Below are 16,528 nucleotides of genomic sequence, written 5' to 3' on the forward strand. Positions count from 1 at the left end.
ATATAAAGCAGAAAGTTATAAAGTTAATAATATCAAAAAGGACAGCAATTCTTTTCAATATTCCGACTTTCAACATTCAAATCAATAAGAGATGAAAGTAACCATAGACGGTCAAAGTATAGACGTAGAGCCAGGAACAACGATCCTGCAGGCTGCACGTATGATTGGTGGAGATTTGGTACCGCCAGCCATGTGCTATTACTCAAAATTAAAAGGCAGCGGCGGTAAATGTCGTTGTTGTTTAGTTGAAGTTTCTAAAGGAAGCGAAGCTGACCCTAGACCAATGCCAAAACTGATGGCATCTTGTGTAACAGGATGTATGGATGGGATGGAAGTAAACAGTAAATCTTCTGATCGTGTAACAGAAGCTCGTAAATCTGTAACAGAATTTTTATTGATCAATCACCCGTTAGATTGCCCTATTTGTGATCAGGCAGGAGAATGTGATCTTCAAAACTTAAGTTTTGAGCACGGAAATCCAAAATCCCGTTTTATTGAAGAAAAAAGAACATTTGAACCAGAAGATATTGGTCCAAATATTCAACTACATATGAACCGTTGTATTTTATGTCAAAGATGTGTACAAGTAGCAGATCAATTGACAGACAATAGAGTTCACGGAGTATTAGACCGTGGAGATCACGCCAATATTTCAACTGGAATCTCAAAAGCTATTGACAATGAATTCTCAGGAAACATGATTGATGTTTGTCCTGTTGGAGCATTGACTGATAAAACTTTCCGTTTCAAATCTAGAGTTTGGTTCAACAAACCTTATAACGCACACAGAGAGTGTACAACTCCCGGATGTTGTGGGAAAACTACGGTTTGGATGTTTGGAGGAGAGATTCAACGTGTAACTGGTCGTAAAGATGAGTACCATGAAGTAGAAGAATTCATCTGTAATTCTTGCCGTTTTGAACACAAAAATGTAACTGACTGGGTTATCGAAGGACCAAGAGAATTTGAAAAAGATTCTGTTATCAATCAAAATAACTACACTCAGAAATTAGAGAAGGTAGAAATCGATACTGAAAAAACAATCCTTATGGGTAGAGATATCGACCGTAAAAAAATTAGTATGGCAGAAATTCCATTAAACACTAACAACAAAAATTCATAACGATGGTAGATGGTACATTTATTATAGAAAAAAGTGTTGTGATTGTTGTGGTTTTCGCTATAACAATGATTATGGCAATGTACTCTACTTGGGCTGAACGTAAAGTTGCGGCTTATCTTCAGGATCGTGTAGGACCTAACCGTGCTGGATGGGGAGGATTATTACAACCTCTTGCTGATGGTATGAAATTATTCTCAAAAGAAGAGTTTTTCCCAAATACACCTAACAAATTCTTATTTGTTGTAGGACCGGCAATTGCCATGAGTACAGCATTGATGACAAGCGCAGTAATTCCCTGGGGAGATAAATTGCATATTTTTGGAAGAGATGTTCTTTTACAGGCAACTGATATTAATATCGGTATCCTATACATTTTTGGTATACTTTCAGTAGGAGTTTATGGCATCATGATTGGTGGATGGGCATCTAACAATAAATTCTCATTGATGGGGGCCATTCGCGCTGCTTCTCAAATGGTTTCTTATGAAGTTGCCATGGGATTATCAATGATTGCTTTATTGATGATGACCGGAACTTTAAGCTTAAGAGAAATATCTCTACAACAAGAAGAAATGAATTGGAACGTATTTTATCAGCCTTTATCATTCTTGATTTTTCTAATTTGTTCGTTTGCAGAAACTAACAGAACTCCATTTGACCTTGCAGAATGTGAAAATGAATTAATTGGAGGTTATCATACAGAATATTCATCCATGAAAATGGGATTCTATTTATTTGCTGAATATGCAAGTATGTTTATCTCGGCTACTATTATTTCTGTTTTATTCTTTGGAGGATATAACTATCCTGGAATGAGTTGGATGATAGAACATGCAGGAGTAAATATTGCTAATCTATTAGGAATTGCAGCATTGTTTGCAAAATTATGTTTCTTCATATTTTTCTATATGTGGGTACGTTGGACAATTCCAAGATTTAGATATGACCAATTAATGAATTTAGGCTGGAGAATTTTAATTCCGCTTTCGATTATTAATATCATGATTACCGGAGCTGTTATTTTAAGACATGATATCGCAGCAGCTTTAGGATTCTAAGAACCGTAACACCTAGCCCTGATAGAAGCGACATCCTTTTGTCCGCCACGGCGGATAAAAGATATAGCGGATAGCGGGATTAGCTACAAATAAAAAATAAAATAGATTTTGGATTTGATTTTACCGTCAAATTGTGAATCGTAAATCATACATTAAAAAATGTCAATAGAAACTATATCATTATCGGGTAGAAAAAAGATGGTCTCTAACAAAGAGATGACTTTTTGGGAACGATTGTATCTTGTGGCGATTGTGAAAGGATTGCTTATCACTCTTAAACACTTATTCAGAAAAAAAGTGACGATTCACTATCCTGAGCAAGTACGTGAAATGAGTCCGGTTTATCGTGGTCAACATCAGTTGAAACGCGATGAGCAAGGTCGTGAAAACTGTACTGCTTGCGGATTATGTGCTTTATCATGTCCTGCTGAAGCAATCACGATGAAAGCTGCAGAACGTAAAACAGATGAAAAACATTTATATAGAGAAGAAAAATACGCTTCGATATATGAAATCAATATGTTACGTTGTATTTTCTGTGGTTTATGTGAAGAAGCTTGCCCGAAAGATGCAATTTATTTGACGACTTCAAAAGTTTTGGTTCCTTCTAGCTATGAAAGAGAAGATTTCATTTTTGGAAAAGACAGATTAGTGATGCCTCTTGACGTGGCAATGAAAAACGCTCAACTTAATAATGCTAACTAAATGATACATATTCCTGATTTTGCACACGCAACAACTGTACAAATTATATTTTGTTTCTTAGCGTTTATTACGGTAATCACTGCTTTCCTGACTATCTATAGTAGAAATCCAATTCATAGTGCTATTTATTTAGTAATTTGTTTTTTCTCGATTGCTGGTCACTATTTATTATTAAATGCTCAATTTTTGGCTGTAGTACATATTATAGTCTACTCCGGAGCGATCATGATTCTATTCCTGTTTACAATCATGTTAATGAATTTAAATGAACAACGAGAAGTACACCGACCTAGAATTACACGTTTAGGCGCAATTGTTTCTTTCTGTTTGATTTGTATTGTATTGATTGCAATTTTTATCAACTCTAAACCAATTGTTGGTGAATACGATTCGACTGGTGAAGATTTCCAATCTATTCAAGTTTTGGGTAAAATATTATTGAACGAATATATGGTTCCGTTTGAATTTGCTTCGATCTTGCTTTTAGTAGCCATGATTGGAACTGTATTATTGTCTAAAAAAGAAAAATTAAATAAATAATGGGTAATATATTAAATCAAATAGGTATTGAAAACTACATCTTTTTAAGTGTTGTACTTTTCTGTATTGGTATTTTTGGTGTATTGTACAGACGAAATGCTATTATCGTTTTCATGTCTATCGAAATCATGTTGAATGCTGTAAACCTTTTATTTGTTGCTTTTTCGACTTATCATCAAGATGCACAAGGACAAGTCTTTGTATTCTTCTCGATGGCAGTTGCTGCAGCAGAAGTTGCAGTTGGATTGGCTATTTTAGTTTCGATCTTTAGAAATTTAGGTTCGATTAGTATCGATAATTTAAAAAATTTAAAAGGATAAATGGAAATGGATACCAATTTAGCTTTAGTTTTAGTATTAGCTCCTTTTTTAGGATTTTTAATCAATGTTTTCTTTGGTAAAAGCTTAGGAAAAACAGTATCAGGAATCATTGGAACTGCTGTTATAGTAGTTTCGTTTGCTATTACGCTTTTCTTTTTCAATCAAATTAGCCAAACAAAACAAGCCATTCAGGTTACTTTATTTGACTGGATTCAAATTAGTAATTTACATATCAATCTTGGATTTTTATTAGATCAATTATCTTTACTTTGGTTACTTTTTGTAACTGGTATTGGTTCATTGATACACTTATACTCTATTAGTTATATGCACGATGACGAAAATATGCATAAGTTTTTTGCGTATTTGAATCTGTTTGTCTTCTTCATGATTACACTTGTAATTGGAAGTAACTTATTAGTTCTATTTATTGGTTGGGAAGGTGTTGGACTTTGTTCATACTTGTTAATTGGATTCTGGCATAAAAACCAGGATTACAATGATGCTGCGAAAAAAGCTTTCATCATGAACAGAATTGGAGATTTAGGTTTATTAATCGGAATGTTCATTATTGGTTCAATGTTCTCAACTTTAGATTATGCAACTTTAAAAACTGCAATCGCCGGAGCAACAAACCTTAACTTGCCACTACTTTCATTGGCTGCATTATGTTTATTTATTGGAGCTTGTGGAAAATCAGCACAAATTCCGTTATACACTTGGTTACCTGATGCGATGGCTGGACCAACTCCGGTTTCTGCATTGATTCACGCTGCAACAATGGTTACAGCTGGTATCTTTATGGTAACTAGATTAAACTTTGTATTTGATTTAGCTCCAGATGTTCAAACTGTTATCGCCGTTATTGGAGCAATTACTTCATTAGTAGCTGCAACAATTGGTTTAGTTCAGACAGATATTAAGAAGGTTTTGGCCTACTCTACCGTTTCTCAATTAGGTTTAATGTTTTTAGCATTAGGATTCGGTGCTTATGAAGTGGCAGTTTTTCACGTAATTACGCACGCTTTCTTCAAAGCTTGTTTATTCTTAGGTTCTGGATCTGTGATTCACGGATTACACGGAGAACAAGATATGCGTAAAATGGGTGGTTTGCGTAAAGCAATGCCAATCACTTTCTGGACAATGTTGATTTCTTCATTAGCAATTTCTGGGGTTCCGTTTTTCTCAGGTTTCTTCTCTAAAGACGAAATTTTAATGACGGCTTTCCACCACAATATTTCACTTTATGTTGTTGGATCTATCGCTTCAATTATGACAGCGTTTTATATGTTCCGTTTAATGTTCCTTACTTTCTTCAAAGATTTTAGAGGAACTGAAGAGCAAAAACATCATTTACATGAAAGTGACGGGTTAATTACTTTCCCTTTAATCATTTTAGCAATCTTAGCTACTTTTGGTGGACTTATCAGTTTACCTGGAAATAGCTGGTTGAATGAATATTTAGCTCCACTTTTCACGAAAGTGGCAGGTGAAGAACATCATTTAGGCCCAACAGAATATACCTTAATGGCTGTTGCTGTAGTAGGTGGATTATTAGGTATTTTAATTGCTTACATTAAATACTTTAAACAAGATAATGTTCCTGAAGCAGACGAAAACATTACTGGTTTGACAAAAGTTTTATACAATAAATATTATGTAGACGAAGCTTACGATGCAATATTTGTGCGCTCTATCAACGGATTATCAAGATTATTCAGAGACAGTGTTGAAACAGGTTTATCTGCACTTGTTTTTGGATTAGGAAAAGTAACCAATGAACTAGCTTTTCAAGGTAAAAAATTACAAAACGGAAGTATCGGATTATATCTTTTTGCTTTTGTTTTAGGGCTTTGTGCCATTGTTTCCTATATATTTTTAGCTAAATAATTTTACAACTATGAACGTTTCTCTTATATTAATTATTCTTCTAATTGGTGCATTTGTCACTTATTTTGTTGGTGATAAACTAGCATCAAAAGTAGCTTTGTTCTTTAGTTTGGCGGCTTTAGGTTGTTCAATTGTTTTACTAAATCATTTTTGTGCAGGCGAAAACATCAGTTTGATCAATGCCTGGATTACACAACCTAAAATTTCATTTGCTCTAAATGCAGATGGTTTAGGTATGGCAATGCTTTTATTGACTGTAGCTTTAACGCCAATTATTATATTCTCTTCTTTTGGAAATGAATATAAAAATGCTAAAGCTTTTTATGCTTTAATTTTATTTATGGCTTTTGCTATGACAGGAACTTTCCTTGCAGCAGATGGTCTATTATATTATATTTTCTGGGAGTTAGCACTTATTCCAATTTATTTCATTGCACTTATTTGGGGTAATGGTGATGCTGAAGAACGCAGAAAAGCAGTAGTTAAATTCTTTATCTACACACTTGCAGGTTCATTGTTCATGTTAGTTGCTTTCATCTATTTATACCAAAAAGCTGGAAGTTTCTTAATCGAAGATTTATACAAATTAGATTTATCTGCTTCTGAACAACTTTGGATTTTCTTAGCTTTCTTCTTAGCTTATGCTATTAAAATTCCAATTATTCCTTTCCACACATGGCAGGCAAATGTATACCAAAAAGCACCAACTGTTGGAACTATGCTTTTATCTGGTATCATGTTAAAAATGGGATTATACAGTGTTATTCGTTGGCAGTTGCCAATTGCACCATTAGCTGCAAAAGAATACATGAATATCTTTATTGCTTTAGGAATTGCCGGAGTAATTTACGGATCAATCGTTGCATTAAGACAAAAGGATTTAAAGAAATTATTGGCTTATTCTTCTCTTGCGCACGTTGGATTAATTGCTGCAGGAACTTACACTTTAACTATTGATGGTTTACGCGGAGCTGTTTTGCAAATGATCGCTCACGGTTTTGTTGTAGTTGGATTATTCTTTGCTGCTGAAATTATTTTCAGAAGATACGAAACAAGAGAAATTTCAAAATTAGGTGGTATTCGTACACAATCTCCAAAATTCACTTCTATGTTTTTAATTTTGGTATTAGCCTCTGTAGCTTTGCCAAGTACTTTTAACTTTGTTGGAGAGTTTACCGTTTTGTATAGTCTTTCTCAAATTAATATTTGGTTTGCTGTTTTAGGCGGAACAACTATTATTTTAGGAGCTTATTATATGCTTAAAATGTTTCAAAATGTAATGTTGGGAGAAACAAATTCAAAAACTTTTGCTGATGTTTCTGTTAATGAAGGAATTTCATTAGTCGTAATTATTGCGGTTTTAATTTTCTTCGGATTTTATCCAAAACCAATTACAGATTTGATTACACCAAGTTTAGAAACAATTCTAAACGTTATCAATAAAAATTAATATTTTAAATAAAAATAAATTAGGGCATCATTAGTTTTAGATTTCCTAAATCAAAAAAACAAAAATGAATACATTAATAGCTATAACAGGATTGGGTATTTTCTGCCTATTGTTTGAAATTCTTAATTTAAGAAAGGCCATTGTTCCAATTACCATTATTGGTTTATTGGGTGTTTTGGCACTTAACTATTATGAATTTGGATTAGAGCAGAGTTATTACAATAATATGATTACAGTGAGTAAATTCTCAACTGCGTTCTCATCATTGTTTATTGTTTTAACTATTTTCTTAGTAGCATTAAGTCATAATTTTTACGAAAATCATCCAACCAAAATTTCAGATTTTGTTGCGATAAAAGTATTTTTATTAGCTGGAGGAGTTGCAATGGTTTCTTTTGGAAACTTAGCAATGTTTTTCTTAGGAATCGAAATCTTGTCAATTGCACTTTATGTTCTTGCAGCAAGTGATCGTTTGAATTTAAAAAGTAATGAAGCGGGTATGAAATATTTCCTAATGGGATCTTTTGCCTCTGGAATTATTTTATTCGGAATTTGTTTGATCTACGGAGCAATGGGAAGTTTTGATGTTGCAGAAATTCACGAAAGTTCTTTATCTGCCGAATTACCAATCTGGTTTCCTATCGGAATGATTTTAATGACTATTGGTATGTTGTTTAAAGTAGCGGCAGTTCCTTTTCATTTCTGGGCTCCGGACGTTTACGAAGGATCTCCTGCATTGACAACTGCTTTAATGAGTACTTTGGCTAAAGTTGTAGCAATTGCTACACTTTACAAACTAGTTTCAGCATTAAATCTGGTTCCGTCTTTAGACAATCAAGATCTTTTAGGAACATTTGAAACGATTGTAGTAATCATTTCAATAGCCTCTATGACCGTTGGAAATATAATGGCATTACGTCAGGTAAATGTAAAACGTATGTTGGCATTCTCAGGAATCTCACACGCAGGTTTTATGTTGATGACATTGCTTACGGTTGCAACATCTGCAGGTGTATTATTATATTACACAGCAGCTTATGCATTAGCCGGAATCGCTGCTTTTAGCGTTATTCTATATGTATGCAAAAATCAGGATAACGAAGATGTTACTAACTTTCACGGTTTAGGGAAAACAAATCCTTTATTGGCTGCGATCCTTACAGGTTCATTATTATCTATGGCTGGTATTCCAATTTTCTCCGGATTTTTTGCTAAGTTATTCTTATTCAACCAAACAATTCAAGCCGGATATATTGCTTTAGTAATCGTTGCGGTTATCAACTCCATTATTAGTGTTGGATATTATTTCAAACTAATTTTAGCAATGTATTCTAAAGAACCAAATCAGGAACGTACCGGAAAACCTTTCCTTATTTATGCAGTTGCAATTATTTCAATTGTTTTAAATATCGCTTTAGGTTTATTTCCATCTTTAGTTTTAGACTTATTGAAATAAAAATACAATCAAAATAAATACAAGTCCATCAAGAGTTTCTTTTGATGGACTTTTTATTTAAAGCCAATTTTTACAGAAGAGAAAATCGTGTTAAAAATTGAACCGAAACTATAGGACTTCGAAAAAACTCCATATATTTGGGTACAATTAAATGTATTAGAACTATGAACTTCAATTCAAAAAATCCATTTTTAAGCAACAAGCATTTTTCATCAAATGCTGTTTCAAAAGCTGAAGAAGTACACCATGCACAAATTATTGATTACAATCAGGAAATGACTTTGTCAGGTACTATTAATAAAACAGCTATTTTATTTTTAATATTATGCGGATCTGCAATGGTTACATGGTGGATGGCATTTAACGGAATGAATGCAATGTTACCAACAATTGGCGGTGCTATCGTTGGACTTATTTTAGTTATAATTTCAGCATTCAAACCACAACTTTCTCCATATTTGGCTCCAGGTTACGCCTTATTTGAAGGATTGTTTATTGGAGGTATTTCTGCAATCTTCGAAGCTATGTATCCTGGAATTGTAGTTAATGCCGTTAGCGCAACATTAGTCACGTTTTTAGTTTGTTTAGGTTTATATAAATTTAAAATTGTAAAAGTTACTGAACAATTTAAATCTGTGGTCATTGCTGCTACTTTAGCAATTGCTACTTATTATTTAATTTCATGGGTAGCTTCTTTGATTTTTAATTTCACTCCTGTTCATTACGGAAATGGAATGATGAGTATTGGAATTAGTGTTTTTGTAATCATCATCGCTGCTTTAAACTTATTTTTAGATTTTGATCAAATTGAAAAAGGTGTTCAACAAAGAATGCCAAAATTCATGGAATGGTACGGCGCAATGGGATTAATGATTACACTGGTTTGGTTGTATGTCGAATTCTTAAGATTATTATCAAAATTATCAAGCAAGAATTAATTTCTTTCTATCTATATTAAAAAGCCTTTTTGAAATTCAAAAAGGCTTTTTTTATGCCCTCCTTTTAACAACAAAATATCTTTTCTTAAACCTTTGAATTCAATTCTCTTCTCTTCATAAATATTTTTAAAGTCTTTAAACCGTACTAATTTTAGAAAAAAAGACTTTTTTAAAATTATATTCTTATCGAAAACATTCCGTGAAGTGATTCTTTATCTGGAAAGCCTACAAAGAATTCAAATTTTTAACACTATAAATCTTATTTTAAAAAATTGCTTTTAAAATTAAACAAAATGATAAAAATTTGCTTCTATCAGTAAAACTCTACAAACTCCTCTTCTTAAAAGCCATAAAAAACAAGACTTAGCAAAGCTTTATTGAATTATGTAATAAATTACAATTAATGCAATTTATTACATAATGAGTAAATTAATTGATAATTTTTTACATTATCTATTTTTTATTATAAAAATAATCAGAATTCAAAAATAATATATATTTTTGTGTAATCGATTACAATTTAAAATTGCAATTTTAAGCATCTATACAACTAACTAATTATCAACAACCTTAACCACAAAACAATTATGAAAAAAAACCTACTTTTCTTTACTGTTCTTCTTGTCGCGTTTCAAACGTGGGCACAACAAGTTCAAATTAACGAAGCCTCAGGTTGGCTCGAATCTGCTTTTGTAAAATGGCAGCCCGTTAGCAATGCTCAAAGCTATAACGTCTATTATTCCGGACAAGGAATTACAGACCAAAAAATAGACGATCAATTGATCCGAAGCTATGGAAATTATTTCAGAGCTGATATTCCGGGACTTAAAGCTGGAACCTATACTGTCAAAGTAAAACCAGTAATTTCAGGCTCAGAAGGAACCGGATCAACAACAGGTAATTTAACCGTTCTAGCACATGATCGAAATGGTTTTGCTTTTGATGGCGGTCGCGTCCCAGGGGGATACAAAGCCGACGGAACTCCTAAAGATGGCGCAGTGATTCTATACATCACTCAAAACACAAAAAATACAATTTCGATGAATATTACCGGTGCTAGTGTAAATCCGTGTGTTGGTTTACAAAATATTCTATACGCCATTAAAAAAGGAAAGGACACAAGACCTTTTATCATTCGTTTAATTGGAAATATAACTGACATGACCGTAATGGAAGGCGGAGACGTTGTTATCGAAAATGCCAACAACGCTGCAAGTTATGTTACTATTGAAGGTGTTGGAAATGATGCTGTTGCAAATGGCTGGGGTGTACGTCTTAAGACAGCTTCAAACATCGAAGTTAGCAACATTGGTTTTATGAATTGCAACAGTACGGCAGGAGATAATGTGGGCATGCAGCAGGATAATGATCATATTTGGGTTCATAATTGTGATTTATTTTATGGAAATGCAGGTAGTGATGCTGACCAAATAAAAGGTGACGGGGCTCTTGACAACAAATCTTCGACGTATATAACCTTGTCATACAATCACTTTTGGGACAACGGAAAAGCGAGTCTTTTGGGCTTAAGTGAAGGAACTACAACTGGATTATACATCACCTATCACCATAACTGGTTTGACCATTCTGACTCTCGTCATCCACGTGTTCGTTATTACTCGGCACACATTTACAATAATTATTATGACGGAGTTTCAAAATATGGTGCAGGATCAACTTTGGGATCATCACTTTTTATAGAGGGAAATTATTACCGCAATAGTAAACATCCAATGCTTACTTCATTGCAAGGATCTGATATTTGGGATGAAGCCAATCAGGTAAATAATGCAGGAACAATGGGAACTTTTTCAGGCGAAGCAGGAGGTTCAATCAAAGCATTCAACAATACTTTTGATGCTGATAATGCGACTAACAATATGCGTTTTGTTGCTTATGGCGATACGAATCCTTTATACAATATCACAGGAAAAATTAGTTCTGTAACAGATTTTGATGCTTACGTTGCGGCAACAAGAGGCGAAACTGTAAGCAATGCAGTTAAATCTAAATCTGGTGCAAACACGTATAACAACTTCGATACTGACGCTGCTTTATACGTAAAAAACTTAGTTATTGATCAGCCTGCTACTGCAAAAACCAAAGTAACTCAATATTCGGGGCGTGTTTCCGGTGGAGATTTAAAATGGGTATTCAACAATAGCGTTGACGATACATCATCACTTGTAATTACTGCTCTAAAGTCGACACTTACTAATTACACGGGTTCATTAGTGGCTGTACAAGGTGAAGGAACTCCGCCAGCGAATCCGCAAACCCTTACTTCGACAACAAACAATAATCAAACCGTAACTAGCGGAACAGCTATAGGTGCTATTGTTTTTACCTGGGGAGGAAGCGCAACAGATGCAACAGTAACCGGATTACCTGCCTCTGGAATTAGCTTTGTAAAAAACACAACGGCTAAAACAGTCACAATTACAGGAACTCCAACGGCTACAGTAGCCTATTCTATAGCAACGACAGGAACTGGAACTCCAGCAACAGGATCAGGAACTATCACAGTGACAGCTTCAGGAAGCCAAACCCTTACTTCTACGACAAACAACAACCAAACTGTCGCAAGCGGAACAGCAATTGGTACAATAGTTTTTACTTGGGGAGGAAATGCAACAGATGCCACAGTAACAGGATTGCCTGCTTCAGGAATTAGTTTTGTAAAAAACACAACAGCTAAAACAATTACAATTACAGGAACGCCAACTGCTACTGTATCATATTCTATAGCAACTACAGGAACCGGAACTCCCGCTACGGGATCAGGAACTATAACGGTAACAACCGGAACTCCAACAGGAAATGAAATTCATAATTTTACTACCTCTGGAAAAACAAGTACATTTTATGCCATTACAGGAAATATGAACTCTACTACCGGATCAGTAACTTATGCAGGACTGACATTGACAGCACGTTTAAAAATAGAATCAAGCACTTCGATTACTTACACAACAACAAGTGCCTCAACATTAACTTTGGTTTTTGACTCTAACTTTACCGGAACAATTAAAGTAAACAATGTCTCTTATACCGCAACTGCCGGAATCGTTACGGCATCAATTCCTGCAGGAACAAATACAATAACCAAAGGATCTGTGGCCAATCTATTCTATATTAGTACTGAATATAATGGAAGCACAGCCCGTATGGCACAAACTGCCGAAGTAGCAGAAATTAAAGATAATACTAAAGCAATCTTATACCCAAATCCGGTAACAGATACTTTGTATTTATCAGATGTTGATCAACAAGTAGAAAAAGTTGTAATCTATAATATGTCAGGAACATTAGTACAAACTGCTCAAAAAGGGATTCAAAGTATTGATATGACGAGATTAATTCCAGGAACTTATCTAGCAAAAATTTACACTGCTAATGGTTCATTAAATCAAACTATTTTGAAGAAATAAATCTATAATCTAAAAAACAAAAGGCTTCTGTTTTCAGAAGCCTTTTGTTTTTTTAAAAATTTTCTGACCCTGGCAAATTTTCTAAGACGATGTTTGGATTGTCTTTTGTAAATAACATCTGTCGCTTCAATTGAAATTTTTTGATTTCATACTTATCTGGCATACTATCATTTAAAGTGTTTGTAACTTCATGTTCAGCCACTCCTTTTATTAAATTATAATCACTGGACAAATGAGAACCTGCTCCGGCATTAAAAGTATGCATCTCTATAAGAACTAAATCATTATTAACATATTTGTATAATGTTTCTCTTGTACCAGCTGGTCCTCCGCCACTCTGAAGCATAATGTGCAATACTTTATTCTCGATATAAATTTCCTCTGATGTATATATCTGGTAACCACTTTCTGTATATTCTGGATCAACAGCTTCCCAAGAAATATCCTGAAGTTTATACTCTCCTTTTTCTTGTTGTAAAAGAACCAATGTTGCACGCGAATCGGTATTGTTGTTTTCATTCTGCAAAACAATTACAATATCTTTAAGATCGTCGTCATTTAAAAAACCTTCTGCCCGCATTTTTATTTCACAAGGTTCCGGAACAAAATCTTCCGCATTGTTTCCTGTTGCTGGAAATTTAAGCTCTTTTAAAGTCACTACTTCAGGTTCACTTTCATATTCTTCGTCGAAAACTTCTTGCTTCAAAGTATCTTTTTTTGACACTGCAGCTTTTGCTTTTACATCTGTTTTTTTAGCACAACCCATAAGAGAAATTGCGGCTAACAACAAAAAAATTTTACATTTCATTTCTTGGAATTTTAACCAAATTTAAATAAAATAGAAAAAAATCAAGCATAAAAAAAACCACTTTTAAAAATGAATTAAAAAGCGGTTTTATTAATATAAAAAATTCGTTTTACAAATCAAATTTAATTCCTTGTGCCAAAGGTAAACTTGTAGTATAATTGATTGTATTGGTTTGGCGACGCATATAAATTTTCCAAGCATCAGAACCTGATTCTCTACCTCCACCGGTTTCTTTTTCTCCACCAAAAGCTCCACCAATTTCAGCACCCGAAGTTCCGATATTAACGTTTGCAATTCCGCAATCTGAACCTACAACAGATAAAAATCTTTCGGCTTCACGAAGATTATTTGTCATAATTGCTGATGATAATCCTTGCGCAACACCATTTTGAAGTTCAATTGCATTGTCAACTTCTCCAGAATATTTAATCAAATATAAAACCGGAGCAAATGTTTCGTGTTGTACAATTGCAAATGAATTTTGAGCCTCAGCAATTGCCGGTCTCACATAACAACCACTTTCGTAACCTTCACCAGAAAGCACTGCACCTTCAACTAAAATATTTCCACCTTCAGCCACGACTTTATTCAAAGCCTGAGCATACAACTCAACCGCATGAGTATCTATTAGCGGACCAACATGATTGTTTTCGTCAAGCGGATTTCCGATTCTTAATTGCTTATATGCCGCAACCAAAGCATCTTTTACTTTATCATAAATACTTTCGTGAATAATCAGTCTTCGAGTTGATGTACAACGCTGTCCTGCAGTTCCTACAGCACCAAAAACGGCACCAATAACCGTCATTTTAATATCGGCATCCGGAGTTACAATAATAGCGTTATTTCCTCCTAACTCTAATAATGATTTCCCTAAACGACCCGCAACTGCTTGTGCTACAATTTTTCCCATTCGGGTTGAACCTGTAGCAGAAACTAACGGAATTCGGGTATCAGCTGTCATTAATTCTCCTATTTTGTAATCACCATTTATTAGACATGAAATTCCTTCCGGCAAATTATTTTCTTTTATAACCTGAGCAATAATATTTTGACATGCAATTCCGCAAAGAGGTGTTTTCTCAGAAGGTTTCCAAACGCAAACATCTCCCGAAATCCACGCTAAAGCTGTATTCCACGCCCAAACTGCAACCGGGAAATTAAATGCCGAAATAATTCCCACAACTCCCAACGGATGATATTGCTCATACATACGGTGTCCGGGTCTTTCAGAATGCATTGTTAATCCGTGTAATTGGCGCGATAATCCAACAGCAAAATCACAGATGTCAATCATTTCCTGAACTTCTCCATAACCTTCCTGCAAAGATTTTCCCATTTCATAAGAAACCAATTTACCAAGAGCTTCTTTATTTTCACGTAACTTTTGCCCAAACTGACGTACAATTTCTCCACGTTGTGGTGCAGGAATTAAACGAAATGTTTTGAAAGCTTCCGTAGTTGCCTTCATTACCTTTTCATAATCAGCTTGTGTTGACATTTTTACCGAAGCAATTAGTTTTCCGTCAACTGGTGAAAAACTATCCAAATTTCCTCCCGAAGCAAAGTTTTGCGTTCCAGTTGATGTTCCGTCATTTATCAATTTGATGCCCAATTTTTCCAGAGCCTCATTCATTCCAAATTGCGATGCTATTGTTGTCATTGTAACTTTTTTAGTTAAAATTGTTATATTTTTAATGTAAAGATATTATTTAGAGTTGAATTTAAACCAAAATCCATTGTTAAAATCAAAGTAAATTTAGGGTTAATTAATAGCATTTAAAGAAATACACTATAATTTATTCGCTATAATTCATGAAATTTGCACTAACAAAATTACTTAAATATGACCATTTTCAATCGTCTTCTGCTTTGCTTCTTTTTAATTTCGATAAATACGTTTGCTCAAAAAGAACAAAAACCTACTTTTCAGGTTGTTCCTCTAGGAATAAAAGGCGGAATTGACGAAAAAAATCTTTCAGCTTATTTATTAGCCCCTATTAATACAAAAGATTTTATCTGTCTTGATGCCGGAACAGTAAATGCCGGAATTGAAGTTGCCATAAAAAACAAAGCTTTTAAGGTTTCAACCAGTGAAGTTTTACGAAAATATATAAAAGGATATTTGATCTCACATGCACATTTAGATCACGTTTCGGGTTTAATAATTAATTCACCAGCTGATTCTTCAAAGACAGTTTATGCGACTAATAAATGCATGGAAATGATGGAAAACCATTATTTCAATGATCAAACCTGGGCAAATTTTGGAGATGCAGGAGTTGGTTTTCCTTTGAAAAAATATCACTTTCAGACTTTAACAATTGATGAAGAAACTCCGCTAACGAATACAACAATGACAGTAAAAGCGTTTCCCTTAAGTCACGTAAATCCGTTTGAAAGCACTGCTTTTTTAATTAAAAATGGAGATGCTTATGCTTTATATTTGGGAGATACCGGACCTGACGCTGTTGAAAAAAGTACCGACTTACATGATTTATGGACTGCAATTGCTCCACTTGTAAAAGACAAACAACTAAAAGGAATTTTCATTGAAGTTTCTTTTCCGAATGAGCAACCTGATAAATTCTTGTTCGGTCATTTGACACCAAATTATTTAATGAAAGAACTTCATGCTTTAGAAGAATTAGCTGGAAAAGATTCTTTGAAAGGCTTCAAAATCATTATTACACATTTGAAACCTCCAGCTAAAAATATTGTAAAAATTAAAGAGCAACTTAAAAATCAGAATGATTTAGGTTTGAAGATTATTTATCCGGAACAAGGGAAACGATTTGAGTTATAATTA

At 34.1% G+C, this 16,528-nt stretch carries 13 protein-coding genes; 11 read left to right on the top strand and 2 right to left on the bottom strand.

The genetic code is table 11. The features are described from left to right. Positions 1-91: 91 nt before the first annotated feature. The 10 genes from CHB81_RS01310 (at position 92) to CHB81_RS01355 (ending at position 12,911) form a co-directional block, all read left to right on the top strand. On the top strand, positions 92-1,123 hold the full coding sequence (locus CHB81_RS01310) for a 2Fe-2S iron-sulfur cluster-binding protein (protein WP_089350079.1): 1,032 nt from the start codon (positions 92-94) through the stop codon (positions 1,121-1,123). A gap of 2 nt (positions 1,124-1,125) precedes the next feature. Next, complete coding sequence (gene nuoH, locus CHB81_RS01315; protein WP_089350080.1) at positions 1,126-2,181, top strand: NADH-quinone oxidoreductase subunit NuoH; 1,056 nt, start codon at positions 1,126-1,128, stop codon at positions 2,179-2,181. Positions 2,182-2,340: 159 nt separating this feature from the next. Continuing rightward, on the top strand, positions 2,341-2,886 hold the full coding sequence (locus CHB81_RS01320; RefSeq protein ID WP_089350081.1) for an NADH-quinone oxidoreductase subunit I: 546 nt from the start codon (positions 2,341-2,343) through the stop codon (positions 2,884-2,886). Beyond that, complete coding sequence (locus tag CHB81_RS01325; RefSeq protein WP_089350082.1) at positions 2,887-3,426, top strand: NADH-quinone oxidoreductase subunit J; 540 nt, start codon at positions 2,887-2,889, stop codon at positions 3,424-3,426. It begins immediately after the preceding gene. Continuing rightward, entirely contained in the window at positions 3,426-3,746 is a 321-nt protein-coding gene (nuoK, locus tag CHB81_RS01330) for an NADH-quinone oxidoreductase subunit NuoK (protein ID WP_017494599.1), read from the top strand. The genes CHB81_RS01325 and nuoK overlap by 1 nt, the downstream gene beginning before the upstream one ends. A 6-nt stretch (positions 3,747-3,752) precedes the next feature. Next, a complete protein-coding gene (gene nuoL / locus CHB81_RS01335; RefSeq protein ID WP_089350269.1) occupies positions 3,753-5,636 on the top strand; it encodes an NADH-quinone oxidoreductase subunit L in 1,884 nt (627 codons plus the stop codon). Between the two features lie 10 nt (positions 5,637-5,646). Continuing rightward, the gene (locus CHB81_RS01340) at positions 5,647-7,086 is read left to right on the top strand and encodes a NuoM family protein (RefSeq protein ID WP_089350083.1); all 1,440 of its coding nucleotides are present in this window, start codon (positions 5,647-5,649) and stop codon (positions 7,084-7,086) included. A gap of 64 nt (positions 7,087-7,150) precedes the next feature. Next, positions 7,151-8,542 carry an NADH-quinone oxidoreductase subunit N gene (locus tag CHB81_RS01345; protein ID WP_089350084.1) on the top strand — a complete coding sequence of 464 codons (1,392 nt, stop codon included), beginning with the start codon at positions 7,151-7,153 and terminating at the stop codon, positions 8,540-8,542. Positions 8,543-8,706: 164 nt separating this feature from the next. Next, positions 8,707-9,480: a Bax inhibitor-1/YccA family protein gene (locus tag CHB81_RS01350; RefSeq protein ID WP_089350085.1), complete on the top strand. Its 774-nt coding sequence runs from the start codon at positions 8,707-8,709 to the stop codon at positions 9,478-9,480. Between the two features lie 587 nt (positions 9,481-10,067). Continuing rightward, the gene (locus CHB81_RS01355; protein ID WP_089350086.1) at positions 10,068-12,911 is read left to right on the top strand and encodes a T9SS type A sorting domain-containing protein; all 2,844 of its coding nucleotides are present in this window, start codon (positions 10,068-10,070) and stop codon (positions 12,909-12,911) included. Positions 12,912-12,963: 52 nt separating this feature from the next. Here CHB81_RS01355 and CHB81_RS01360 read toward each other — a convergent pair whose 3' ends face one another. Both CHB81_RS01360 and CHB81_RS01365 read right to left on the bottom strand, forming a co-directional pair. After that, positions 12,964-13,719 (bottom strand): hypothetical protein, encoded by a 756-nt coding sequence (locus tag CHB81_RS01360; protein ID WP_089350087.1) that lies wholly within the window; start codon positions 13,717-13,719, stop codon positions 12,964-12,966. Between the two features lie 109 nt (positions 13,720-13,828). Then, positions 13,829-15,382: an aldehyde dehydrogenase family protein gene (locus CHB81_RS01365; protein WP_089350088.1), complete on the bottom strand. Its 1,554-nt coding sequence runs from the start codon at positions 15,380-15,382 to the stop codon at positions 13,829-13,831. Positions 15,383-15,565: 183 nt separating this feature from the next. On the opposite strand from CHB81_RS01365, the gene CHB81_RS01370 reads away from it, so the two are divergent. Next, positions 15,566-16,525: an MBL fold metallo-hydrolase gene (locus CHB81_RS01370; RefSeq protein WP_089350089.1), complete on the top strand. Its 960-nt coding sequence runs from the start codon at positions 15,566-15,568 to the stop codon at positions 16,523-16,525. Positions 16,526-16,528: the final 3 nt, after the last annotated feature.

Origin of the sequence: Flavobacterium sp. ov086, assembly GCF_900187965.1 — a bacterium.
Classification (GTDB): Bacteria; Bacteroidota; Bacteroidia; order Flavobacteriales; family Flavobacteriaceae; genus Flavobacterium.